General features: G+C 59.3%; 17 protein-coding genes and 1 pseudogene. 5 read left to right on the forward strand and 13 right to left on the reverse strand.

Annotated features, from left to right (window positions below):
• Nucleotides 1-376: 376 nt before the first annotated feature.
• Nucleotides 377-1,309 (forward strand): DMT family transporter, encoded by a 933-nt coding sequence (locus F8N80_RS29780; protein WP_150748447.1) that lies wholly within the window; start codon nucleotides 377-379, stop codon nucleotides 1,307-1,309.
• 240 nt (nucleotides 1,310-1,549) lie between these two features.
• Nucleotides 1,550-1,678: a PA1414 family protein gene (locus F8N80_RS31935; protein ID WP_007914492.1), complete on the forward strand. Its 129-nt coding sequence runs from the start codon at nucleotides 1,550-1,552 to the stop codon at nucleotides 1,676-1,678.
• Between the two features lie 207 nt (nucleotides 1,679-1,885).
• Here the strand turns inward: F8N80_RS31935 and F8N80_RS29785 are convergent, their stop codons facing one another.
• The 4 genes from F8N80_RS29785 to speB form a co-directional block, all read right to left on the reverse strand.
• Entirely contained in the window at nucleotides 1,886-2,137 is a 252-nt protein-coding gene (locus F8N80_RS29785; RefSeq protein ID WP_150748448.1) for an acyl carrier protein, read from the reverse strand.
• A 54-nt stretch (nucleotides 2,138-2,191) separates the two neighbouring features.
• The gene (locus tag F8N80_RS29790; RefSeq protein ID WP_150748449.1) at nucleotides 2,192-2,917 is read right to left on the reverse strand and encodes an MBL fold metallo-hydrolase; all 726 of its coding nucleotides are present in this window, start codon (nucleotides 2,915-2,917) and stop codon (nucleotides 2,192-2,194) included.
• An 85-nt stretch (nucleotides 2,918-3,002) separates the two neighbouring features.
• Complete coding sequence (locus F8N80_RS29795; protein WP_150785272.1) at nucleotides 3,003-4,424, reverse strand: sodium:solute symporter; 1,422 nt, start codon at nucleotides 4,422-4,424, stop codon at nucleotides 3,003-3,005.
• A 358-nt stretch (nucleotides 4,425-4,782) separates the two neighbouring features.
• Nucleotides 4,783-5,733, reverse strand: a complete 951-nt coding sequence (gene speB / locus F8N80_RS29800; protein WP_150748452.1) for an agmatinase — start codon at nucleotides 5,731-5,733, stop codon at nucleotides 4,783-4,785.
• Between the two features lie 368 nt (nucleotides 5,734-6,101).
• Between speB and F8N80_RS29805 the strand changes: the two genes are divergently transcribed.
• Both F8N80_RS29805 and F8N80_RS29810 read left to right on the forward strand, forming a co-directional pair.
• Nucleotides 6,102-6,995, forward strand: coding sequence for a LysR family transcriptional regulator (locus tag F8N80_RS29805; RefSeq protein ID WP_064679167.1), 894 nt, complete (start codon nucleotides 6,102-6,104; stop codon nucleotides 6,993-6,995).
• Nucleotides 6,996-6,999: 4 nt separating this feature from the next.
• Complete coding sequence (locus F8N80_RS29810) at nucleotides 7,000-7,596, forward strand: tRNA-uridine aminocarboxypropyltransferase (RefSeq protein ID WP_150748453.1); 597 nt, start codon at nucleotides 7,000-7,002, stop codon at nucleotides 7,594-7,596.
• A 146-nt stretch (nucleotides 7,597-7,742) separates the two neighbouring features.
• Here the strand turns inward: F8N80_RS29810 and F8N80_RS29815 are convergent, their stop codons facing one another.
• Genes F8N80_RS29815 through F8N80_RS29830 form a run of 4 tightly spaced genes read right to left on the reverse strand, consistent with a single transcriptional unit; the run spans nucleotide 7,743 to nucleotide 12,916 of the window.
• Nucleotides 7,743-9,098: an HlyD family type I secretion periplasmic adaptor subunit gene (locus F8N80_RS29815; RefSeq protein ID WP_150748454.1), complete on the reverse strand. Its 1,356-nt coding sequence runs from the start codon at nucleotides 9,096-9,098 to the stop codon at nucleotides 7,743-7,745.
• A gap of 9 nt (nucleotides 9,099-9,107) precedes the next feature.
• Nucleotides 9,108-11,267, reverse strand: a complete 2,160-nt coding sequence (locus tag F8N80_RS29820; RefSeq protein WP_150748455.1) for a type I secretion system permease/ATPase — start codon at nucleotides 11,265-11,267, stop codon at nucleotides 9,108-9,110.
• A gap of 41 nt (nucleotides 11,268-11,308) precedes the next feature.
• Nucleotides 11,309-12,667 carry a TolC family outer membrane protein gene (locus F8N80_RS29825; protein WP_150785273.1) on the reverse strand — a complete coding sequence of 453 codons (1,359 nt, stop codon included), beginning with the start codon at nucleotides 12,665-12,667 and terminating at the stop codon, nucleotides 11,309-11,311.
• Between the two features lie 33 nt (nucleotides 12,668-12,700).
• Nucleotides 12,701-12,916 carry a hypothetical protein gene (locus tag F8N80_RS29830; protein WP_150748457.1) on the reverse strand — a complete coding sequence of 72 codons (216 nt, stop codon included), beginning with the start codon at nucleotides 12,914-12,916 and terminating at the stop codon, nucleotides 12,701-12,703.
• Nucleotides 12,917-13,253: 337 nt separating this feature from the next.
• On the opposite strand from F8N80_RS29830, the gene F8N80_RS29835 reads away from it, so the two are divergent.
• Nucleotides 13,254-17,489, forward strand: a complete 4,236-nt coding sequence (locus tag F8N80_RS29835; protein WP_150785274.1) for a retention module-containing protein — start codon at nucleotides 13,254-13,256, stop codon at nucleotides 17,487-17,489.
• Between the two features lie 223 nt (nucleotides 17,490-17,712).
• Here F8N80_RS29835 and lapD read toward each other — a convergent pair whose 3' ends face one another.
• From lapD to F8N80_RS29860, 5 genes and pseudogenes are all read right to left on the reverse strand, one after another.
• Entirely contained in the window at nucleotides 17,713-19,653 is a 1,941-nt protein-coding gene (lapD, locus tag F8N80_RS29840; RefSeq protein ID WP_150785275.1) for a cyclic di-GMP receptor LapD, read from the reverse strand.
• Between the two features lie 23 nt (nucleotides 19,654-19,676).
• A pseudogene (locus F8N80_RS29845) lies at nucleotides 19,677-19,892 on the reverse strand (hypothetical protein); the annotation flags it as partial.
• Between the two features lie 295 nt (nucleotides 19,893-20,187).
• Nucleotides 20,188-23,994: a fibronectin type III domain-containing protein gene (locus F8N80_RS29850; protein WP_150785276.1), complete on the reverse strand. Its 3,807-nt coding sequence runs from the start codon at nucleotides 23,992-23,994 to the stop codon at nucleotides 20,188-20,190.
• Between the two features lie 229 nt (nucleotides 23,995-24,223).
• Nucleotides 24,224-24,619 carry a YbaN family protein gene (locus F8N80_RS29855; RefSeq protein ID WP_150748461.1) on the reverse strand — a complete coding sequence of 132 codons (396 nt, stop codon included), beginning with the start codon at nucleotides 24,617-24,619 and terminating at the stop codon, nucleotides 24,224-24,226.
• A gap of 10 nt (nucleotides 24,620-24,629) precedes the next feature.
• Entirely contained in the window at nucleotides 24,630-25,217 is a 588-nt protein-coding gene (locus tag F8N80_RS29860) for a UPF0149 family protein (RefSeq protein WP_150748462.1), read from the reverse strand.
• Nucleotides 25,218-25,485 lie beyond the last annotated feature (268 nt).

Consider the following 25,485-nt stretch of genomic DNA (forward strand, 5'->3'; position numbering starts at 1 on the left):
TTCGCCGGCCAGCTGGAAAACATGCTTGGCCAGGTCGACCGCCACGGTAGTGCAGGCCGACAAATCGGCAGAAGACAATGATTGATCAATCGAAGTATGCTTTTTCATGGACTCGCCCTCGCTGTCGTTGGCTGTTTAGACTGCCACCGTGGCGCATTGACGCCTCGGCGTGGGCGAGTCCATCCAATTACAGGGGTACGCGTACGCGCAAAATGACGCAACCAGCAATCCAGAGGTCTCTGGCAGGCGGTATTTTCTGGCCATCTGGTTAATAATCGGCAGCACAATTTTTCGCCCCGGTGCTTTTCAGCAAAAAACCGGGGCTTTGCTTTTACTGTCGAGTCACTGCCATGGATTGTGTTGTCGAGGTGTTCCGGTGAGCGCCACCCGGCGTAGCGCCGACGGGTTTGCCCTGCAAGTGATGATGGGGCTGTGCCTGATCTGGGGCGTTCAGCAAGTGATGATCAAATGGGCGGCGCCCGACATTGCCCCGGTCATGCAAGCGGCAGGGCGGTCGGGTATCTCGGCATTGCTGGTAGGGCTTTTGCTTTGCTGGAAGGGTGGCTGGGATCAGGTCGGCGGTACCTGGCGCGGCGGTTTGTTGGCCGGTGCGCTGTTCGGTCTGGAGTTTTTCTTCATTTCCGAAGGCCTGCAACTGACCACGGCCGCACACATGTCGGTGTTCCTTTACACCGCACCGATTTTTACCGCGTTGGGTGTTCACTGGCTGTTGCCGAGTGAACGTTTAAGGCCTGTCCAGTGGCTGGGTATTTTCCTGGCTTTCGTCGGGATCGCCATCGCCTTTGCCGGTGGCGTGTCCTGGGACAATCTCGATCGGCGCATGCTGCTGGGCGATGCATTGGGAGTCCTGGCCGGCGCGTCGTGGGGCGCGACTACCGTGGTGGTGCGCGCTTCGCGCCTGTCGGAAGCCCCGGTGACCCTGACCCTGTTTTATCAACTGATCGTCGGTTTCGTCGGCCTGCTGCTGATCGCAATCCTCAGCGGCCAGGTCAGCCACGTCAGCCTGACCACAGTGGCGGTGGCCAGCGTGCTGTTCCAGGGATTGGTGGTGTCGTTCTTCAGTTACCTGACCTGGTTCTGGCTGCTGCGCCGTTACCTGGCCGCGAACCTGGCGGTATTTTCCTTCATGACGCCATTGTTTGGCGTCACGTTCGGCGTGGTGCTGCTGGGTGAAGAGTTGAGTCTCAACTTCGTCGTCGGCGCGGTGCTGGTGCTATTGGGCATCACCTTTGTCAGCGCCGAGCAGTGGGTGCGCCGTCGTCTACGCCAAGCCCTGGGGCAGCACTGACGGTATCGGGTAGCACAGCCCCAGGCCAACCCGAATGGGTGGAGCGAACGGCGACAGACGGTCTATCCGTCGGCCCGACCCGCGTTCAAGCGATGGCTTGAACCAAGGGCGGGGATTTTGATCAATTCAGTAACAGATCATTGCGACTTTTGGCGAGCATTGCGCAGGACTTCGGACTATTATCAGTGCGAAGGGGCTACAGAATTTTCAGCCGCTCGGCACTACCCTGAAGGGGGCACCATGAAAGAGAAAATCCAAAACTGGCTGCATGACCTGGGTGTCGCACTCGGTTTGATCGAACCGCCTCTGCAACCTGTGCCTATTCGTACGGACGACGAACAGCGCCGACGCCAGCAGCGTCGCCGGTAATTGTATCAGGGCTTGCCCGTGGCGAGGGAGCTTGTCGGAACGCCGCACCGTCCCGCTGGGCTGCGAAGCAGCCCCCATCCATTGCCACCAAGGTGTGACGGGCAACACGCGGGTATGGGTTTCATGACGGCTGCGCAGTCAAGCCCAAGCAAGCGCCCTCGCCACAGGGTGCTTGGTTGCCGCAGAAGCGTGTGCATTTAATATTTATTAATGCCGCCCGATCTCCAGCAAAAACCGGCTCAAGTCATTCACCGTCCTGGCAGTCTTGAGCATCTGATCTTCTTCGGCGGTAAACGCCGTCAAACCCAGCTCATCTTCCAAATGGAAGATCAGTTCTTCGATATCCTCCTTATCCAGTCCCAACTGCGCCAGGCTGGTGTTGTCGGCGAAGTCCTCCTGACCTTCCAGCAGACGACTGATCAAGCGATGCACGGCGGCACGAACGGCGGCTTTCTTCATGGTTTTCTTCGAAGGCGTTTTTGTTGTTGTCCCTGCGCTTGAGTACAGCAGGGTTCAGCCATGGGAGCGCTGCCACTCGTCAATCATTTTGCGTAGATGCTCCCCGGAAAAACTGCCGAAATGCCCGCCATGCACCGTGCCGATCGGCAAGGCGCGCAAGCGTTGCAGGCTGCGGGCGTAGTCGTCCAGGTTGGAGTGATAGGCATCCTCGACCAGCGGGCCGTCGTAGATGATGTCGCCACTGAACAGGGTCTCGGTCGCCGCCTCGTAAAGGCTGATGCCGCCCGGTGAATGACCCGGTGTGTGCAGCACTTGCAGCGTGCGGTTACCCAGATCCAGCACGTCGCCTTCTTCGATCATTCCCGTGGCCGGTGCGGCTTTGACGCGATATTCGGCATAGCACAACGGGCAGTCGGGATGAGCCTCGAACATGTCATCCCCGACGAACGCCGTGCTCAATGTATTTTCACCATCAGGAGAAGCGAGGATCTGCGCTTCGGCCGGGTGCACCAGGCGTTCGGGGAATTCGTGATGGCCGGCAATGTGGTCGAAATGGCAATGACTGGCCACTGCCACCAGCGGCCGTTCGGTGATCCACGGCAACTGCTCGCGCAGGCTCACCAGCCCGGAACCGCTGTCGAGCAGCAAGTCCTTGTCGCGGCCCTGGATGTGCCAGAGGTTGCAGCGATAGAAGGGGCGGATGTACGGCTCGTGAATCAGGCGGATGCCGTCACTAAGCTGCTTCACCTCGAACCACTGATCACGGCTGACGATCTTCATAAGCAGATTCCTTCAGACGAAAAAAAACGAGTGTGGCAACCGACGCCACACTCGTCGAAGAAAAAGTTAATCCATTCTTTTCAGTTTAGATGGCGCTCGCTGCCGATGCCGATGCCGATGCCGATGCCGATGCCGATGCCGATGCCGATGCCGGGCGGCGGGACAGCAAGCTGACCACGACGAAACTCACCAGGCCGACGCCGAGGCTGTAGTAGATCGGGGTGTTGGCGTCCATGCCGTCCTTGATCATGAACACCAGCGCGGTGGCAAAACCCAGGCCCATGCTGGCGATGGCGCCGGCGGTGGTGGCGCGTTTCCAGAAGATGGCGCCGATCAGCGGGATGAGCATGCCGCCCACCAACAGGTTGTAAGCCAGGGTCAGGGCGCTGATCACGTCATTGACCACCAGGGCGATACCCAACACGACGAGACCGGTGAGCAGGGTGAACAGGCGGTTGATGCCCAGGCTCGACTGTTTGCCGCCGCGCAATTTCGGCAGCAGGTCTTCGGTCAGGGTGGTGGAGGCGGCGAGCAGGCCGGCGCTGGCGGTGGACATCATCGCGGCCAGTGCAGCAGCGATCACCAGGCCACGGATACCGTCCGGCAGCGAGAGTTTGACGATGGCGGCGAAGGCGTTGTTGACGTTGTCCAGGTCCGGGATCAGCACGTGAGCGGCCATGCCGATCAGGGCGCAGGCCAGGCCGTAGAAGATGCAGTAGATACCGGCGAACGTACCGGCGTACTGCGCGACTTTGGCGGTCCGGACGGTGAACACCCGCTGCCAGATGTCCTGGCCGATCAGGATCCCGAAGAAGTAGATCATGAAGTAGGTGATGATGGTGTCCCAGCCGATGGTGCTGAAGTTGAAGGCTGCTTCCGGCAGTTTCAACACCAACTCATCCCAGCCGCCGACACGGTACAGGCAGATCGGCAGCAGGATGAACATCAGGCCGACGGTCTTGATCACGAACTGGACGATGTCGGTGAGGGTCAGGGACCACATGCCGCCGATCGCTGAGTAGACCACCACCACGCCACCGCCGAGCAATACCGAGACCCAGAATGGCAGGCCGAACAATACTTGCAGCACGGTGCCGATCGCCAGGATCGAGGTCACGCCGATCATCAGCGCATACGCCAGCATGATCGCCGCGCTCGCCGAGCGGGCCATCGGGTTGTAGCGTTTTTCCAGGACCTGGGTGACGGTGTAGATTTTCAGCTTCAGCAGCGGCTTGGCGAGGAACAGGTTCAGCGCCACGATCCCGCAACCCAGTGCGGCGCAGAGCCAGAAACCGGAAATGCCATGGACGTAGCCCAGGCGCACGGTGCCGACAGTGGACGCGCCACCCAGGACGGTAGCGGCCATGGTGCCCATGTACAGGGTAGGGCCGAGGTTACGACCGGCGACCAAGTAGTCTTCGTTGGTCTTGGCCTTGCGCATGCCAAAGTAGCCAAGCACCAGCATCGCGGCGGCGTAAATGAGAACGACGAATAAATCCAAAGCCATGATGGCGTGTCTCCGATTGTCTTTTTTATTGTGAGGCGAAAATCAATCCCTTGTGGGAGCGGGCTTGCTCGCGAATCAGGCGCTGCGGTCTTTCAGAGACCGCGTCATCGTTCTTCGCGAGCAAGCCCGCTCCCACACAGGTAATGTGTCGATCAGGCGGCTTGTCGTAACGCCGGTTTACCGAGCGAATCCGTGCCCTTGCTACGTGAATCGTTGGGGCCGAACACTGTGGCCGGCTCCGGGAACAGGGCATCGGCACTGAACGCATCGAAGCAGGCTTTGCGATCGCTACGGCAAAGGCGGCTACCGGATCGGCAGCGGCCTTGAGTACCTGATCACGTTCGTTCATGACCGATCCTCAGCGGTGGGTCACACCGGGCAGTACGCAGAGCATTTCGTACAGCAGGTTGGCGGCCAGCAGCGAGGTGTTGCCGGTGGTGTCGTAAGCGGGTGAGACTTCTACCAGATCGCAGCCGATCAGGTCGAGGCCTTGGCAGCCGCGAACGATTTCAATCGCCTGAATGGTCGTCAGACCACCGATTTCCGGGGTGCCGGTACCTGGCGCCCAGGCCGGGTCGATGCCGTCGATGTCGAAACTCAGGTAGACCGGACCGCCGCCGACTTTCTCGCGGACTTCGGCCATCAAAGGGGCCAGGGATTTGTGCCAGCACTCTTCGGCCTGGACCACACGGAAGCCTTGTTTACGGCTCCAGTTGAAGTCTTCGGAGGTGTAACCCTGGGCGCGCAGACCGATCTGCACCACGCGATCGCAGTCGATCAGGCCTTCTTCTGCAGCGCGACGGAAGGTGGTGCCGTGGGCGATTTTCTCGCCGAACATGTGATCGTTGACATCGGCGTGGGCGTCGATGTGCACCAGGCCGACCTTGCCGTGCTTCTTGTGGATGGCACGCAGGATCGGCAGGGTGATGGTGTGGTCGCCACCCAGGGTCAGCGGGATCACATTGTGCTCGAGAATATTGTCGTAGGACTCTTCGATGATCCGTACCGCGTCCAGCAGGTTGAAGGTATTGATCGCCACGTCACCGATGTCGGCCACCGACAGCGAGTCGAACGGGGCCGCGCCGGTGGCCATGTTGTACGGGCGGATCATCACCGATTCCGCGCGGATTTCACGTGGCCCGAAACGGGTGCCGGGACGCAGGGAGGTGCCGATGTCCAGCGGCACGCCAACGAAGGCAGCGTCGAGGCCGGCGGCGGTAGGCAAATGGGGGAGTCGCATCATGGTGGCGATGCCGCCGAAGCGCGGCATTTCGTTGCCGCCCAGTGGTTGGTGAAGAATCTTGTCCACGGGTAGGGCCTCATCGTCGTTGTTTTATTTATGCAGGTAAGCCGCTCGGGGAGAGGCGGGCACCGCTGTGGGCCGATTCTGCGAAATGTAGTGGCCGGGAAGAATCGCTACGGGCAAATACTTAGTTCAGATTTTTCTAAACTAATGGTTCGATGGGAGATAGACTTCTCGCTTTGCAGAGAACCCCTGATGCCTGTCATTCATATGCAGGACACGGCAATCCTTGTGAGAGCGGGCTTGCTCGCGAACGCGTCGGGTCAGTCGATATCAATCTCGCCTGACACACCGCTTTCGCGAGCAAGCCCGCTCCCACAAGGATTGTGTTTCCACAGAAGCACCGCGCGTATCCTTGAAACCGGAGTTCCCCCATGGCCAACGCTTTACCCGACCTGAAACTGTTGCGCATCTTCGTCAGCGTGGTCCGCCATCAGGGATTCGCCAACGCCCAACAGGAGCTCAACCTCTCGACCTCGGCCATCAGCACTTACATGAGCCAGCTCGAAGCAGCCCTCGGCCTGGTGCTGTGCCATCGCGGTCGCGGCGGCTTCAGCCTGACCAGCAAGGGTGAGTTGTTCCATCAGGAAACCTTGCGTCTGCTAGGTGAACTCGAAGGTTTCGAGCAGTACGCCGCCGCCCTCAAGGGCGAACTGCGCGGTACGCTGAACCTGGGGGTGATCGATTCCACCGTCAGCGACAAGGCCTTGCCGTTTGCCGAAGCCATCGGCGCCTACACTCAGGAGCATCCGGCGGTGCATTTGCACTTGTCGGTGATGAGCCCGTACGAATTGCAACTCGGGGTGCAGGACAATCGCCTCGACCTGGCCATCGGTGCGTTTTCCACGCGCATGAGCGGGCTGGTCTACATGCCGCTGTACCGTGAGCAGCACTGGTTGTATTGCAGCAGTCGGCATCCGCTGTTCACCGAACGGCGTATCCCCGAGCAGGTCATCACCCAGCAGCGCATGGTCGGCCGAGGTTACTGGAGCCAGGCGGAACTGGCGCGCCATGGCTTCAAGCACAGCGCAGCAACGGTGGAAAGCATGGAGGCGCAGCTGATTCTGGTGCTGTCTGGCGCTTATATCGGCTACCTGCCGGAACACTACGCCCAGGCCTGGGCCGACAAGGGTGATTTGCGGGTGCTGCTGCCGGCGACGTTCGGCTATCAGGCGCCGTTTTCCATGATCGTGCGCCGTGGCCGCAGTCGCGAACCGCTGATCCAGACTTTTCGCGACTTGCTCAAAGCGCAACTGAATCAGGCTTGAGAAGATGTCCAGAATCCAATGTCAGCGCTGTCTACGTCCGCAAACCCATTGCCTGTGCCCGCTGATCCCGAGTATCGATAGCCGCACTCGGGTATTGCTGCTTCAGCATCCGAGCGAAGTGAACCATGCGCTGAACACCGCGCGTCTAGCCGCGTTGGGCTTGAACAATGCCGAGCTGATCGTGGGCGAGGTGTTCGAGGATTTGCCGGCACTCTTGAACCCGCCGGGCTATCGGGCGCGGTTGCTGTTTCCTGCCGATGCTGCGCAGCCGTTGCAGACCTACACCGCCACCGAGGAACCGCTGCTGCTGGTGGTTCCGGACGGCACCTGGCGCAAGGCGCGCAAGATGCTGCACCTCAATCCGCTGCTGGCGGCGTTGCCCAGAGTGACTCTGGTTGAGGGTGGCGTGTCTCGATATCGGCTGCGCAAGGCACCGGGGCCGGGGGCGTTGTCGACGGTGGAGGCGATAGTGCAGGCGTTGCAGATCCTCGAAGCGCCGGCCGATTTCGAGCCATTGTTGAAACCGTTCGAGGCGTTGATCGAGGGGCAGATTAAGGCGATGGGGGAGGAGACCTACCAAAAGAATCACGGGCCGAAATGACCGTTGGTTTTGAGGGCCTCTTCGCGGGCAAGCCCGCTCCCACAGGATCTGCGGCGTACACAGATAATGTGAACACCGCTGGACACTGTGGGAGCGGGCTTGCCCGCGAAGAGGCCCGCACAATCAGCAAAAATCTCAACCAGAAACTACCGCTCCCGCATCGCCTCGGTCCGCGCTTTCAACACCGGTTTAAGCAAGTAATCCAACACACTCTTCTGCCCGGTAATGATATCCACCGTCGCCACCATCCCCGGAATAATCAGCAACGGCTTCACATCACCCCCCAAATGATTCTTGTCGGTCCTGACCTGAATCAGATAAAAACTGTTGCCCTTGTCATCGGTGATGGTGTCCGCCCCGATCAACTCCAGCTTCGCACTCAAGCCGCCATAAATCGTGTAGTCGTAGGCACTGAACTTGACCATCGCTTTCTGCCCCGGATGCAGGAACGCCACGTCCTGCGGCCGAACCTTGGCTTCGATCAGCAGGTTATCTTCCAGCGGCACGATTTCCACCATGTCGCTGCCCGGCTGAACCACGCCGCCGATGGTGTTGACCTTCAACATCTTGATAATCCCATGCACCGGCGACACCACCGTGGTACGGGTCACGCGGTCGTCGATGGCGATGCTCGACGCGGTGATTTTCGACAGGTCGGTGCGCTTCTCATTCAGCTCCTTGGCCGCGTCCGAGCGGAAGGATTGCTCCGACTCATCGATCTTGCTCCTGATCTCGTTGATCGCCGACTCGGCACGGGGTATCGCCAGGGTCGTGGCATTGAGCGAGCCGCGAATCTCTACCGCGCTGCGTTTAAGTCGCAGGATTTCCACAGGCGAAACCGCCCCGGTGCCCACCAGCGGTGCGGACATGTTCATCTCTTGTTGCAGCAGTGCCAGGCTGGAACTGTATTGCCCCTGTTTGGAACGAAACTCCGCCAGTTCCTGGGTTTTTTGCCGAAGTTGTTCCGACAGGGTGCGTTGTTCGCTGGCCAGGCGCCGTAGCCGTTGTTCATGCAGCGAACGTTCGTCCTCGGCCACTTGCGGGGCCTTGGCGATGACTTCCGCTGAGAGTTTGAATGGCCGTCCTTCGGCTTCGGCGGAAAGCCGTTCGACCTGCGCGGTCAGCGCATAGCGATCGGCCTCGCTTTCGCCCTTGTTCGACAGAAAACGCGTGTCATCCAGGCGCAGCAAGGTATCGCCCTTGTTCACCATTTGCCCTTCGCGGACGAAGATTTCGGTGACAATCCCTCCCTCCAGGTTCTGGATCACCTGGATCTTGCTCGACGGAATCGCCTTGCCTTCGCCCATGGTAACTTCCTGCAACACGGCGAATTTGGCCCAGACCACGGCAGTGATGATCAGTCCGGCGGCTAGCCACACGGTAATCCGCGACCAGCGGGGTGAGTCCTGCAACGCGGCACTGGCGGTTTCCGGCATGAACTCGCTTTCGGCGCTTTTACTGAAGCTGCCGAAATAACCCCGTGAGTCTTGAGAAGCGGACATAGGCGACTCCTAGACAGCCGCAGAGCCGACGCGGCCCTTGCGCAGTGCATCGATGACCGCTTCTTTCGGACCGTCGGCGACGATCCGTCCGTTGTCCAGCACCACCAGCCGATCCACCAGGCTGAGCATCGAGGTGCGGTGAGTGACCAGCAGCAGGGTTTTGCCCTGGACCCAGCCGTGGAGTTTTTGCCGCAGAACGTCTTCGCTGCTGTTGTCCATGGCGCTGGTGGGCTCGTCGAGCAGCATGATCGGCGGGTCGAGCAACAAGGCGCGTGCCAGCAACACCGCCTGGCGCTGGCCGCCGGACAGCAGTTGCCCACGCTCGCCCACTGGCCGGTCAAACCCTTGTGGGTGCTGGCGCGCGAGCTCGGTGACGCCGGTGAGTTCCGCCACTTCGAGCATCCGTGCATCGCTGATGTAGCGTGCGCCGAGGGTCAGGTTGTCGCGCAGGCTGCCGGCCAAAAGGGGCAGGTCATGGGCGACGTAACCGATTTGCTGGCGCAGGTCGGCGACGTCCAGTTGCCGCAGGTCCAGGCCGTCGAGCAGCAGTTGGCCTTCTTGCGGCGCGTAGAAACCCATCACCAGCCGCGCCAGGGTGCTTTTGCCCGAACCGCTGCGACCGATGATGCCGATCCGTTCGCCGGGTTTCACGCTGAAGCTGACATTGGCCAGCGCCGGAGCGCTCTGGCCGTTGTAGTGGAAAGTCACTCCGATGACGTCCAGCGCACCTTGCAGTTGCGTGCGTTCCAGCGGCCGTTGTCTGGCGTCGCGTTCCTGGGGCAGGGACATCAGCGCGTCGGTGCTTTTCATGGTCAGTTGTGCTTGCTGGTAGCGGGTGATCAAGCCGGCGATCTGGCCCAGCGGCGCCAGCACCCGGCTGCCGAGCATGTAGGTCGCCACCAGCGCGCCGACGCTGAGATTGCCGGCGATGATGCTGTAGACCCCGGCGACGATGGTCGCCATGCCGGAAAACTGCTGGATGAACAAGGTGCCGTTGGTGGCCAGGGCCGAGAGATTGCGCGCATGGCTGTCGAGGCGGGCGAGCGCGCCGTGGGTGCTTTCCCACTGGTGCTGGCGTTCGCTTTCAGCGCTGCAGGCCTTGAGCGTTTCCAGGCCGCCGAGGGTTTCGATCAGCAGGGCCTGGCGTTCGGCCCCCAGGGTCAGGCTTTTTTGTACGGTGTCGCGCAGGCGGGCTTGGATCACCATGGCAAAAATGACCGTGATCGGAAACGCCAGCAGCGGAATCACCACCAGCCAGCCGCCGAGCAGGCCGATCACTACCAGCATCAGCACGGCGAAGGGCAGATCGATCAGGCTGGTCAGGGTTACGGCGGTGAGGAATTCGCGCAGGCCCTGGAAGTCATGGATGCTTTGGGCGAAACCCCCGATGGTCGCCGGCCGCGCTTTCATGGCCATGCCGGTGATACGTTCGAACAGCGTGGCCGACAGGATCACGTCGGTTTTCTTTCCGGCGGTGTCCAGCAAGTGTGCGCGCACCACCCGCAGTACCAGTTCGAAGCCGGTACCGATCAGCAAGCCGATGGACAGCACCCACAACGTCGACGTCGCCTGGTTCGGCACGACTCGGTCATAGGTCTGCATGACAAACAGCGGCACCATCAACCCCAGCAGGTTGATCAGAAAACTGGCCAGGATCGCATCGCCGTACAGCCACTTCGACAGCTTCAACGTATCGCGAAACCAGGCTTCGACGCGGGGCACCAGGGGCGAGCGCAAGTCTTCGAGTTCATGGCGCGGCCGGGCGAACAACGCCTGGCCGCTGTAGTGTTCGGCCAGCTCTTCACGGCTGACCCATTGTTCACCACCGTCGGCTTCGCTCGGCAGGATCAGCGCCCGACCGTCATCGTCCCAGCGCCGTAGAATCGCGGTGCGGCCGTTACTGAGGATGAGCATGACGGGGAGGTTGAGGGTCGAAATATCCGCCAGTTCACGGCGCAGTACACGTGCCTGCAAACCGGCCCGGGCCGCTGCGCGCGGCAGCAGGTCCAGGCTCAGGCGTTGCTGTGCCATGGGCAGCCCGGCACTCAGGCTGGCGCGACTGACCGTCGCGCCGTGGAGTTTGCAGAGGATCAACAGACCGTCCAGCAGTGGGTCATCGAAGCTCAGCCGCGGGTCGACACCGATGTTGCCGGTTTCCATGCTGGTCACAGTGAACGCTCCCGTTGAACTACAGGATTACCTGATCCGGATTATCTCAATTCGGGCAGGCGAGCTTCGTTTTTCACTTCGGCCTGGGCGATCGCATCGGCGGGCAGCACCACCCGTTGTTTGCTCAGCAACTGACCCATGTTCGCCAGTACGCGGTACATCGAGTACTCCTCGACGTAGCGCACTTCGGTGTAGCGCCGATTGGCGTTGTACAGCTCGTTTTCACTGTCGAGAAGATCGAGCAGGGTCCGTTGGCCCAGGCCGAACTGGTCCTGATACGCCGCCCGTACCCGGGTGGTGGTCTCGGCGTATTCGCGGGCGGTCGGGGTTTGTTTCTTGGCGTTGACCATGGCGTTCCAGGCCAGGTGGATGTTCTCGTTGAGCTGGCGCAGGGCGTTGTTGCGAATGTCCATTGCCTGGTTGATCCGGTGCGCGTTGCCGGCCAGGCGGGCCTTGTCGCTGCCGCCGCGGAACAGGTTGTAGTTCATCACGATCCCGACGCGCCATTCGTTGTCGTGACCTTCCTCGCCCTGCACGTTGTTGTTCGCGCCCACCGCGGCTTCGGCATCGAAGCGCGGGTAGAACGGTGACTTGGAGACTTCGTACTGGCTCTCGGCCGATTGCACATCGGCCTGGGCCGATTTCAGGTACGGGTTGTAATCCACCATGCTCTGCTGGGCTTCCGGCAGGCTGGGGGGCAATTCGCCGCGAATGGACGGCAGCGTTTCCAGCTCATCGGGCATGCGGCCCACGACGGCGAAGAAGTTCGATTCGGCATCGGCCAGATCGACTTCGGCGGTGTCGAGGTTGTTCTCCGCCAGCGCCCGGCGGGCAGTGGATTGATCGGCGTCGGCGTTGCTGCCGATACCCCGCTGGGTGCGCAGGCCGATCTGGTCGTTGACCCGCAGGTGCGCTTGCAGATTGTTCGTGGCCAGGGTCACCAGTTCGCGGCGCTTGAGCACTTCGAGGTAGACCTCGATGGTGCGCAGGGCCAGGTCCTGAGCGGTGCCCTGAGCGAAATAGGCCCGGGAGTTGACCACGCCTTTGGTGCGCTCGACTTCATTGGCGGTGTTGAAACCATCGAAGAGCATCTGGCGCAGACGCAGCTCCGATTGGGTATAGGTGAGGATTTCCTTGTGGTGATTGCCGAATGCCCGGGTGTTGGTGTTATCGCTGTACCCGCGGCCATAGGCGGCATTCAGATCTACCGATGGATAAAATCCCCCTTTGGCGACTTTCACGTCTTCATCGGCCGAGAGGCGGCCGTCCACCCGGGACGCCAGCTCCGGGTGAGTGGCAATGGTGCTTTGGATCGCTTCGGTCAATGACATCGCCTGAACCTGGGATGTGCACGCCATGGCCAGAAGAATCGCGCTGCAAAGGGGGGTCAAAACGCGCATGGAGTATCTCCCTGAAGTCCTGAATGGTGCTTATCAGTCGCCAATTATTTGACGGCTTTTATAGGTAAACCGTTTCATGCTTGTAACAACAGAGCTAAGAACATTTTGGCGCGAACCTAAGAAGTATTTTTCATAAGGCTTATGCCAAAAAAAACTTATGCACTCTGCAAAATCCAGCACATTGTTCATGGCGAAAGCCTTTGATTCAGAAGCTTTAGGGCGCTTCTCAGGGCTTGAGGAAAGTTCCATCCATTTATCGACATAGGGCGGGAAAGTGCTGGAGGGGAGGGAAGCGTGACGGATTCAGGGCGACGGTTTTTTGTCACTTTGATGCTTCAGCACCGTTACGCATCGCTCGCAGGCAAGTTGTTGCGCAAGAGGACCCCGATGCCATTGATTGCATTGGGTTTATCCCGACCCGCACACCTCGCTCGCGAGTGACACGCATGGCGAGTCTGTCGCCAGGGCAGTGGCTTGCTTAAGGTAAGCCCTGCCCAGTGACGATCCGGGCTGTGACCTGCTTGACATGAGCACGTTCTTCGCAACGACAGGGTGCCGACAGCGGTTGGCAGCGGAGGAAATGCACATGGCTAAGCTCATCGGTATCGTCAGTAACGTCATTGGACAGGTGTTTGCGGTCTCGAGCGACGGCTTCCGACGCGTCCTGATCGAGGGCGATCGGCTGTTTGCCGGCGAGCAATTGCTCACGGGGGCCGAGGGCGCGGTGGCGGTGCATCTGCAAAATGGTCAGGAACTGACCCTGGGCCGCGGCAGCAGCCTGCAAATGACCTCCCAGCTCCTTGCTCATCAGGCGCCCCACGTGGATATCACGGAGGCGGTGACACCGAGTCAGGCACAACTGACCGATGTCGAGCAATTGCAGAAAGTGATCGCGGCGGGGGCCGACCCGACACAGACCGGTGAAGCCACGGCAGCCGGACCCGGTCACAGCGATGCCGGCAAAGCGTTGGGCGGCGGCCACAGTTTTGTGATGCTGGAAGAAGTGGCGGGTCGGGTCGATCCCACGCTAGGCTTCGCCACGGAGGGCTTCAATCGCATTGTGGAGTTGCCCCGGGAACATGTGGTCGATGGTCCGGACAAAGTCGACGACGGGGCGGTCGGTGCGGGTGGCGCAGGCGGAACAGGTGTGGTGTCGGCGCCGCCGGTGGTTCCTGACGTTGTGGATAACCCGGTCACGCTCATCGGCCTGTCCGTGACGGGGGGTGAACTGACGCTGAACGAAGCCAACCTGGCCGACGGTTCTGCCTGCAACCCCGGTGCGCTGACGCAGCACAATACCTTTACAGTGATCGCACCGGACGGGCTGAGCAGCCTGAGCATTGGCGGGATCAACGTGATCAGCGGCGGCGTGGCCGCCGGTTTCCCGCTGTCGATCGTCACCCCGTTGGGCAATACCTTGAGCATCACCGGTTACGACCCGGCCACCGGTGTCGTCAGCTACAGCTACACCCTGCTCGATAACGAAACCCATCCGAACGCCAACGGTGCCAATAGCATCAGCGAAGACTTCAACGTGGTCGCCACCGACGTTGATGGCAGCACCGCCTCGGGGCAGATCAACGTCAACATCGTCGATGACCTGCCCAGTGCAGTGAACGACAGCCATGCCCGTACTGCCTCGGAAGCTCGGCTGAACCTTCATGGCAACGTGCTGAGCAACGACGTGCAAGGCGCCGACCAGGTGCCGACCGGCCATGGCAGCGGCCCGATCACCCCGGGCACGTTCAACGGTACCTACGGCACCCTGGTGCTCAATGCAGACGGTACCTACACCTACATCCTGAATACCAGCGATGCCGATTTCAAAGCCCTGCACGGTGGCGGCAACGGGACGGAAACCTTCACCTACACCCTGACCGATGCCGATGGCGATACCAGCACCGCCAACCTGGTGCTGAACATCCACAACAACGATGACCCGGTCATCATCAAGGGCCTGGACGTCGATTGTGGCGAGCTGACGGTCTATGAGAAAAACCTCTGCGAGGGCTCCTGTCCCGATGCCCCGGCCCTGACCCAGAGCGGCAGCTTCTGCGTCACCGCGCCGGACGGTCTGCATACCCTCACCGTGGGCGGTATCGCCGTCGTGACCGGCGGCGTGGCCGCAGGCTTCCCGCAATCGATCGTGACGGCCTTGGGCAATACCCTGACTATCACCGGTTACAACCCGGCCACCGGCGTGGTCCATTACAGCTACACCCTGGTGGATAACGAAACCCACCCGAAAGGCCGTGGCGCCAACAGCCTCACCGAGCACTTCAACGTGGTTGCCACCGATAGCGACGGCAGCACGGCCTCGGGCCAGATCGATGTGAACATTGTCGATGACGTGCCCAACGCCGTCGCTGCCGAGCGCTCGGTGGCCGCCGCGCAGATGGACTCCAACCTGCTGCTGGTGATCGACGTGTCCGGCAGCATGGCCGACGCTTCCGGTGTCAATGGCCTGTCGCGGCTGGCGCTGGCCAAGCAGGCGATCTGCGCCTTGCTCGACCAATACGACGACCTGGGCGACGTGAAAGTGCAGATTGTCACCTTCAGCAGCCACGCCTCGGACAAGACCTCGGTCTGGGTGGATGTGGCGACGGCCAAGTCGATCATCGCCGGCCTGAGGGCGGGCGGTGACACCAACTACGACGCGGCCGTGGCCGTGGCGAAAACCGCGTTCGACACCGATGGCAAACTGACGGGGGCGCAGAACGTCGGTTACTTCTTCTCCGATGGCAAACCCAACGAAGGGTCTATCGGCAGATCGGATGAAGCGGCCTGGAAAGCTTTCCTTGAAGACAATGACATCAAGAACTACGCGATCGGCCTGGGCAAGGGCGTCAGCAATGACAGCCTCGATCCACTGGCCTATGACGGCAGTACCGGCACCAACACCAACGCCGTGATCGTCAAGGACCTCGGTCAACTCAACTCGGTACTCTCGGGCACTGTGGTCGGCGTACCGGTCACCGGCTCGCTGTTGGGCGAGGGCGGTACATTCGGCGCCGATGGCGGTTTCATCAAATCCATCACGGTGGATGGCACGACGTACACCTATAACCCCAAAGGCAACGACCACCAGGGTTCGCTGAGCTTCAGCGGTGGCGCCAATCACGGCAGCTTCAACACCGCCAACAACACCCTGAGCATCGCCACCGACAACAAAGGCACACTGCTGGTCAACCTCGACACCGGCGAGTACAGCTACACCTCGCAGAAGACCACGGCGGTGGTGCTCACCGAAAATATCGGCTTCACCGTCAGCGACAACGACGGCGACCGGGCCAGCTCGACGCTGGTGGTCAAGGTCATTCCGAACGGGGCACCGGTGGCGGTCGATGACCACGTCATCACCAACGTGCTGTCGGGCAGCGTCGTGCTGCCGGGTGAATTACTGCTGGCCAACGATACCGATCCCGAGGGTGATCCGCTCACTGCAGCACCGACCACCTTCAATACCGGATGGATCGCCAAAGGTGCGGACTTCTGCGGCACCGGGGCGATCAACTTCACCGGCGGCCAGAATTGCGCGCCGAACCAGACGTTGGCGAACGTGCGCAGCGCCTTTGCCGCGAATGCGGCCACCATGACCGCGGTGCTGGTGGTCAGCGGCTATCTGGGCAAAGTCACCCACGCCAATGCCAACGATGAGGACCGCATCACCGTCAACCTCAAGCAGGGTGAAACCCTCAACCTGGACCACAACCTGGCGGCTGGCCACATCGCGATGGAGTACTCCGTCAACGGTGGCGCGTTCATTGCCATCGCCGACGGCCAGACCATCACCGCAACCTCGGATGCCACTTACCGGATCCACATCACCAATACCCCCGATGGCCCGGGACACAGTGGCAAGGGTTCGGAAAACTACACATTGACCATGACCGTCAATTACTCCGGCGCCCACGACGTCACCCCGGATTACCACGGCACCTACACCGCCAGCGACAACCATGGCGGCAGCGACAGCGCCGCCGTGACCATCAGTTATCAGGACGGCCACACGCTCGTCGGCACCGCGGACGATGACGTGTTGGTGGCGGGCACCGGCGACAACCTCATCCATGCCGGCGGCGGCAATGATGTGCTGACCGCCGGCAGCGGCAACAACACCCTGCACGGCGAGGCCGGCAATGACCTGCTGTTCAGCGGATCGGGCAACGACCTGCTCGACGGCGGCACCGGCAACGACACCGCCAGCTATGCCCATGCCACGGCCAGAGTCACCGTCGATCTGGGCCTGGCCGGGGCGCAAGCCACCGGGGGCGCCGGCACCGATACGCTGACGGCCATCGAAAACCTGACGGGTTCGAACTTCAACGACGCCCTCACCGGTGACAGCCACAGCAACATCATCACCGGTGGTCTGGGCAAAGACATCCTCAATGGCGGGGATGGCGATGACTTCCTGATCGGCGGGTTGGGCAACAACACCCTCACCGGCGGCGCGGGTGCGGACACCTTCCAGTGGCTCAAGGGCAACAGCGGCCACGACGTGGTCACCGACTTCACGCCGGGCACCGACAAGCTTGATCTGTCGCAACTGCTGCAAGGGGAAAACGGCACCGCGGCCTCGCTGGATGACTACCTGCACTTCAAAATCAGCGGCAGCGGCGACTCGCTGGTCACCCGCATCGATGTCAGCGGCATGGCCGGCGGTGCGACGAACCAGACCATCGATCTGGCGGGCGTCAATTTGGCCAGCCATTACGGCGTCACGCCGGGAGCGGGTGGGGTGATTGCGGGGGGGCACGATACGGCGACGATCATCAACGGGATGTTGAACGATCATTCGTTGAAGGTGGATACCGTCTGACCTGAAACGACAAAACCCGCCATCTCCGGTCAAAGTGATGGCGGGTTTTTTGTTGTCTGATGCGAGGTGGGTTGGCCGTTAGTGATGTATTGCCTGGTCCGCCGTCTTCGCGGGCAAGCCCGCTCCCACAGAGATCTACAGTGAGCCGGGATTGTGTGAACGACGAGAACCCTGTGGGAGCGGGCTTGCTCGCGAAGAACGATAACGCGGTCCAACTGATGAATCACATCGGCTCCGGCGGCCCGATCAACCGCCCCATCACACCAGACACCCCCAGCTCCCTGATCACCTCCAGCTCCCCTTTGCTCTCGACCATTTCCGCAATCAACGGCAAATCGATGCTGTTCGTCGCCCGAAAAATCGCCTCGATGAACAGCCGCTTGTCTTGCTGTTCATCGATGCCCCGAATGTAGGCCCCATCGATCTTCAAGTAAGCCAGCCCCAGTTGCGTGAGGTTGCCGATCTGACTGAAGCTGCCACCAAAATGCTGCAAACCGATGCGGTAGCCGGTGTTGAGCAAACCATGGCTCAGACCCTGCAATTGCTCTGGAGGAGGCAGTTGGCGTTCATCGATTTCCAGGGTCAGCAGCGGGGCCAGTTCAGGCAATGATACAAGCATGTCGAGGACCCGTTGCAGTTGCACCTGATCGCGCAGGGTGCTGCCGGACAGGCTCAACGCCAGGGGCCAGCGGTTGACCAGGAGGTAGTCGAGGGTGGCTTCGAGCATGGCCAGGTCGAACCGCGCCGACCAGCCGAGACGTTCGATCCATGGCAGGAAATGTCCGGCGGCAATCGCCGAGCCTTGTGGGTCGAGCAGGCGCGCAAGGACTTTGTGATGCAGCACCTGGCTGGTGTCGGCGCATTGTACGACGGGTTGAAAGTACAGTTTCAGCTTGCCTTCGGTCAGGGCGTCGTCGATCCAGGTTCGCCAGTCGTACTGGGTCTGGTTGGGCGTGCTGTCGCTGTGGCGCAGGAGTACCCACGGCCGCTCGGGATGGAGTTGGGCTTCAGTCAGCGCTTGGTCCAGTCGTAGCAGCACCTCACTGGCCGGCTCGCCGGGGCGGAAGGCGACCATTCCCAAATGCGCCACCGGCATGCAATCGCTGGCGCCGGTCAGGCGCAGGTTTTCCAGGGTAACGCTGATTTCGGTGGCCAGGTGTGCGGCATCCTGGCTGTCCAGACCCGGTGTCAGCAGGCTGAATTCGCCACCGCGATTACGCGCCGCCAGCCAGGTACGACGCTCCGGCACCTGAGTCAGACGCGTCAGCAATTCAGCGACGGTACTGATCAAGGCGTCGGTGCGCTGGCCCCCGAGGCGCTGGTTGAGGCCGGCCAGATCGTTGATTCGCAGCATCAGCAAATGGCCGTCACTGCTCTGCTCGCCAACCCGCAAATGGTCGGCCAGTTGTTCATCCAGCAAGCGCCGGTTGGCCAGGCCGGTCAGGCTGTCCTGATAGGATTGCGCCCGCAGTTTTTCACTGCGCGCGGCCTCTTCGGTGAACAGCGCCTTGAGCTTCTCGACCATCTGGTTCATGGCCAGCACCACGCGTTTGAGTTCAGGTGTACGGGGCAGTCTCGGCAAGCTGAGGAACTCGCGTTTGCTGATGGCCTCGGCCTGTCTGACCATGGCCTCGAGCGGACGAAATTGCCGGCGCAACAACCACCCACCGAACAGGGCGCTGAGCAATCCGCACAACAAAAACCAGATCAGGCTGCCCAGTGTGCTGTCCCAGAGTCTGGCCAGGGCGAACTGCGGATTGCTTAGCACTTCGACGCGCGCAACCTGTTCCCAGCCGCGCATGATCAGGGCGTCGCCGCCCTGTGGATGCAGCTTGACCAGGCTGACAAACCAGCCGGGAACGTCCTCCGCCAATGCCGCGGCGCTGCGTTCAACCAGCACCTGCTCATTCTCGATATTGATGATCCGGATGCTGCTGAAATAGCCGCTGTCGAAAATCGAACTGACCATCAACTGGATCATCGCCGGGTCGTGGATTTGCGCGGTCAGGGATAACCCCAGCGCCGTGGCCGTGTCTTGGGCGTGGGAGCGCAACTGGCCGAGCATTTGTTCCCGGGAACTTTCCAGGCTGACAAAAAAACTGCCGCTGAACGCCACCAGCAGGAACAGGCAAATGGCGAGAAACAATTGTTTGCGCAGTGACATGAACATGCTCCTTGCTGTGGCGACTAGCCGTCGCCCATGGCGAACCCTTCGGCTTGCATCTTTTTCAGCACGTCTTGCCAGCGCGACAGACTTTTCGAGTCGCGGCTGGGTTTACCGCCGCTGGCTCCCGGCAGGTACAGGCCTTCGGCATTGAAAGCGTACACCGGCAACAAGGTCCTGGCGTTGGGAGGCGGGGCGGATTTTTCGTCAATCAGGTTGTCCAGTACCAGCGGATCTGCCAGATGCGCGTATCGTTCTGAAAACTCAGTTGCTGATTGAAGAAGCGATTGACCGCGTTCAGTTGCTCGCGCACGGGTGCGTTGAGTTCCTTGACCCTCCTGGACTACGCCGGCGACGAGGCAAGTCGGGATGCTCGGGTGCAGATGGGAGAAGTCTAGGTGGTGTTTTCGGCGCAGGAGGCAGGTCATCGGACTTTTTGAGGGTTAGCCAAGATAGTGTCCACGCAAATGGTGGACATTATCTGGCTAATTTATTTGGCAGTCAGTAGAGGCTGTAGTGTGGATAGTTACTCTTTCACTGCTGCAGCTTGAAAATTTCCGAGGTCATTGGTGAAACATTACCAGCAGCGTCCTTCGCTCTTACATCGACCGCGAACGAATAGGGTATACCCAAATTGGTAAACGTATGACTGTTTCCCGCTACGAAGGTTTTAGTCCCTGGTTTAAGGAACACCTCATAACCTGTCACTGCTACGTTGTCGGTAGACGAGGGCCAGGTAACTTTCGCGGACGTTCTGGTAATATTGCTAATAATGAGTTTTCCGGGTTGGGTAGGGGCGGTTGTGTCCGGCGTGAGGAAATCAAAGGAGACGGGTGCAGAAAAGTTTTCAGCAGCGTCTTTGGCTTTCACTTCGATACTGTATGAAGCTCCACCTTGCAGATCGATAAACGTGTGCTGGGGAGCGGCGACGGTTATCGCAGGTGTGTTATTGATGGAGACCGTATAGCCCGTCACTGCCACATTGTCAGTTGACTCAGGCCAGCTGATGGTCGCTGAGGTGCCCGCGATAGCGCTGGCAACGGGTGTTCCGGGTCGGGTAGGCGCGGAAGTGTCCGGAGTGCGGAACCTGAAAGAGACTGGCGCGGAAAGATTTCCAGCCGCATCTTTGGCTTTAACTTCGACAGTGTATGAGACAGCCTCCTTTGAATCGTTAAAGTGGTATTCCGGGGCGATGACGGAGATGGGAAGCGCGTTATTGATGGAGACCGTATAGCCCGTCACTGCCACATTGTCGATTGACGCCGGCCAGCTGAGTGTCGCGGATGTGCTGGTGAAATTGCTGGCAACCGGAGTACCAGGTTGAGCAGGGGCGGTTGCGTCCAGCGTGCGGAAACTCGAGTTGTTATGTCCAGAATAATTTTCAGCAGCATCTTTCGCTTTGACATAAGCCCGGTACGTCGTGAATTCACTGAGGTTGGTAAAAGTATGACTGGTCCTGGTCACTGCGACCGGCGGTGCATTATCGAGTTGGACCGTATAACCCGTCACTGCCACATTATCGGTGGACGCGCGCCAACTGACTTTCGCCGATGTGCTGGTGATCTCCGTGATAACGGGTGGGCCAGGTTGGGTAGGGGCGCTATTGTCTGGCGCGCGTGAAACAAAAACTACGGAGGATGCTGGCGAAAGATTGCCGGCGGCATCTTGCGCCTTGACATCAACCTTGTACGAAAAATTCGGAGATAAACTGGTAAACAGGTGACGGGGATCTTTTACTGTGATCGCGGGAGCGCTGTTAAGGGAGACTGCATAGCCCGTCACTGACGTATTATCTGTAGCCGCAGTCCAGCTGACTGTCGCCGATGTGCCATTGAGATTGCTGACAACGGGTTTACCAGGTTGGGTAGGGGCACTTTCGTCCGGCAAGGTGAAGTACAAGGTAGCCGGAGAAGAGTTATTGCCAGCAGCATCTGACGCTTTGATTTCTACTGCGTACGAGATGGAATCATTTAAACCAGTGAACGTGTAGTTCGTGCCAGTAACAGTGACCGGAGCGGCGCGATTCAGGGAGACAGTATAGCTCGTCACTGCCACATTATCTTTAGACTCGGTCCATCTGATGGTCGCTGATGTTGGGGTACTATTGGTAACTTCGGGGTCGCCAGGCAAGGTGGGGGCGGTTGCATCCGGAGTGCTGAATTGCATAGTCGCCGGTGCAGAATAATTTCCAGCAGCATCTTTCGCCCTGACCACGACCCTATAGGAGCTTAAGTCACTCAAGGCGGTAAACGTGTAGCTGGTGCCGGTGGTAGTCAGTGGAGGGGAGTTGTTGATGAATAGCGTATAGCCCGTTACCGCCACATTGTCGGTAGCCCCCACCCATTGCACTGTCGCAGAGGTACCCGTCAGGTTCAAGGGTTCTGGATGAAGTGACGGTATCGACGGCGCTGTAGTATCTGGCGGTGCAGGCTCGAATGCCACCCGAACAGACGAAATTTTGCCATCCAGTTGTTGGTTGCCACCGCTGCGTGTGACCTTGAGATCGTCAGTTTCGTAACTGCCTTCATAAGTACCAATGGTAGTTGGCCAGGTAATATCATGCTTGACTTCGATCGTTGAGCAGCCTTGATCGCAATTGCTGGATCCCCAATTCCCATACAGAGTAATCACTGTTCCTGCTCGGGCTGTGCTGAGGGTGGCAGATCGGGTTTCATCATTATCGCAATCGCCGCCAAAATTGAACGTGGTGGGGTGGGTCAGCGCTACCGAGCACACGATATTCTGGCTGCCATTATTTCCTTCGTGCAAAACGATGGCTGCTTCGGAAAAATCGGCTGGATGCTCTTCGACATGAATGCGCGATATTTTTCCATCCAGGCCATTGTTGTTGAAGTGGCGAATGGAGTAGTCACCTGTGTCCTGTGTTTTTTCGAAGCTGCCCACTACGATTCTTTCATTCAAGCCGATGTCACGTTTGACATCAATGATTGAGTAGTCATCTTGTCGATTGCCTTCAGGGCTGTCAAAGACGGTCAATCGAGAGCCTTTGGCAATTCCGCGAAGTACCAGAGAGCGGGCCTCGTCGTTTTCGCAGCCATGTGATGCCAGTTTTATATTGTAGTCCTGGCCAGCCGGGAGTACGCAGACCGTATCCTGGTCGGTGTTTGCATTGTTATCTTCGTAAAAATAGTATCCTCCGTTGTTCAGCGCAGCAGCGTAAGGAATGGCATCACCTACGTTGGTGTAATCGATCGCAATAAAATTGGGTACAAGGCGTTCACCGGCAGTCGCTTTGCAGTATTTTTCGACGCGTCGCTCGAGGTATGTCAGGTTGTTATCGATGTTCCCGGCGTCCGCTTGGGATTTCACGACTGCATGAAATTGATTCATCAAAAAAAGCCGCTCTGCTCCAGGAAGGTGATAAGTCATTAAACTTCGCTTGAGTGGAATTCCAGGGAATGGGGTCTCAGGTTTTGCCGGGATAGGGCAACCCACCGGATCATTCGGGGCAATGCATGGTTTCGCTGGTTGAGCCGGAGTTATGCCGGGTGGCCACCGGGTTTCGCATGCCCATTGATGATCCAGCGCATTCCCGCCGAGGTCATACGTATTCTGGATCTGATCATTATGGTCATGAAGAATAGTGACGTGGGTACCGTTGATGGTGTAATTAGCGCTTAAGTCGCCATCGGTAGTTATTATCAGTCTTCGTCCGCTGGATATTAGTTCGCGCAAAGTAGGCCAGGCTGTTTGGTTTTGCAGAAGGTCCGGAGAGAATACAATGTTCTCAATGCCTGGTATTTCTTTTAGTGCGCTTTCAAATAGTTCTCTACTAATATGCGACTCCAGGATAAGCGTGATAATTTCGTTAGGGTTGTTTCTTAGGAAAGGAAGAAATGTGTTATTCATTTCATCCGCAAATATCTTCGAACCGCCAACGGTGCAGCGACTACCACTCGTATGGCACATGGCTACCGTCTGGCCTGCTAGAAGGTTAAGGGGGTACAAATCAAGCATAAACGCTCGCACCCCACGATTCAACTGGCTTTGCATATCGTCCAGATAGGCGTTATGCGCGGTGACCCATGTATATTCATTAAATGGTTTGTCGTAGTTGATAATCCTGTTCGTCGATCCGGTCATCGATTCAGCGGTGGCAGTCTGGGTGTCAGACGCATTTTTTGTGTTCTCAACGGGTGTGGCATCACTTAACGTAGAAAATAGCAGGCAGAAGAACAGCGTCAGGAATCTTTTTTGACGTCCAGGTGAAAAACCATTGCACAACTTTCTGCTTTCGGTTGTCGCCCTTAAGTTAAGTGTCAAAATTATATTCTGGAGTCTTTTGCAGTTTTGCAGGCTTTTGCCGAAGGCACGGTTCATAGGGGTACTCCTTTAGCCGGAAATTTTTTCATCCTGATACTAACGGGAGCAATTCAATGCTTTTTGTTGCGTCGTTGACTACTGTCATAAATGACAGGTGCGACGAACGGAGTCGTCGATTGGACCTCGATGATTCTCGGCGCGTTAGCCAATGGCCGCGATTGGTTCGGCACTCAGGGATTTAGCCGTGGGAGAACGTTATGTGTGCGACTGCTACAAGAGGAATGTTTCAGGATTTGTGCAGGGTCTTCTGCCAAAGAATATAAACCGTCACCAGCACCGCGCTGGTCAGCATGAACCCGCGTGCCCAGGGCAGCGGCACCAGGTAACAGGACAGCAGGATGCTCGCCCACATCAAGCCGATGGCATACACCTTGCCCTTGAGCGGGATGCCATTACCGTCGAGGTAGTTGCGAATCCAGGGCCCAAGCCGCGGGTGCTCCACCAGCCAATGGTAAAAACGCGGGGAACTGCGGGCGAAACAGGCCGCCGCCAGCAGCAGGAAGGGCGTGGTGGGCAACACCGGCAGGAAAATCCCGATCACCCCCAGCGCTACGCTCAACCAGCCGATGGCCAGCAGCACGTAACGCAACATCAAGGAGCGGTTGCCTATGGGGTTGTCCATAGGCAAAACCTTAGTGGTGACGTGGCTTGAGGATCGCCGGTTTTTCGTCTGGCGCTTGGCACAGCAGGTACAGCGCGGTCAGGGCTTCCGGGATCTGCACGATCATGTCGTCCATCAGGTTGGCGTCTTTGGCGATGTCTTCGAACTCAGGCTGTTCGTCGAACAGACCCGAACCGACCATGATCGGCAGCAGCATTTCGCTGACTTCGTCTTCGGCGGTTTCGAACCAGGCCGCTTCGCGCAGGAACACGCCTTCCATGAAACCGATGCACCAGCCGCGCAAGTCGGAATCATCCGGCTCTTCGCCCAGGTCCAGATCGCAAGGCAGCTCGAACTCTTCATCGGACGCCAGTTGGCGAGCGATGTGAGCCTTGAGGGCCAGCAGGGTGGTTTCGATCGCTTCACGCTCGGTGTCGTCGGCGTAATGCGGCTCTTCGGCGAAGAGCGCGTCGATCCACTCCCGGTCGGGAACGATTTCGGAGCAGATCGACAGCGCGGTGAGGTAGCCGTGGGCGGCCACGTAGTCCAGCGCCTCGTCATGCAGTTCGTCGGCGTCGAGGAAGACTTGCAGGCGGGTTAGTTGCTCAGCGAAGGACATTAAAGGGCTACCTTGGGGAATTAAACAGATGCGGGAATTCTAGGCCTTCTTGAGCGCTTGGGCCAGCCGCGCGGCATATTTGCACCCCTGGGACCTCATGGAGCACCGCTATCCCTGTGGGAGCGAGCTTGCTCGCGATGGCGGCGTTACATTCACTATCAATATTGACTGGCCTGCCGCTATCGCGAGCAAGCTCGCTCTCACAGGTTTTGTGTTGCATCGGCATTCGTGTGTCTTATAAGCGGTGCCCTTTGCCAGACAGCGCTCG

The sequence above is a fragment of the Pseudomonas fluorescens genome (assembly GCF_902497995.1).
Classification (GTDB): domain Bacteria; phylum Pseudomonadota; class Gammaproteobacteria; order Pseudomonadales; family Pseudomonadaceae; genus Aquipseudomonas; species Aquipseudomonas fluorescens_BK.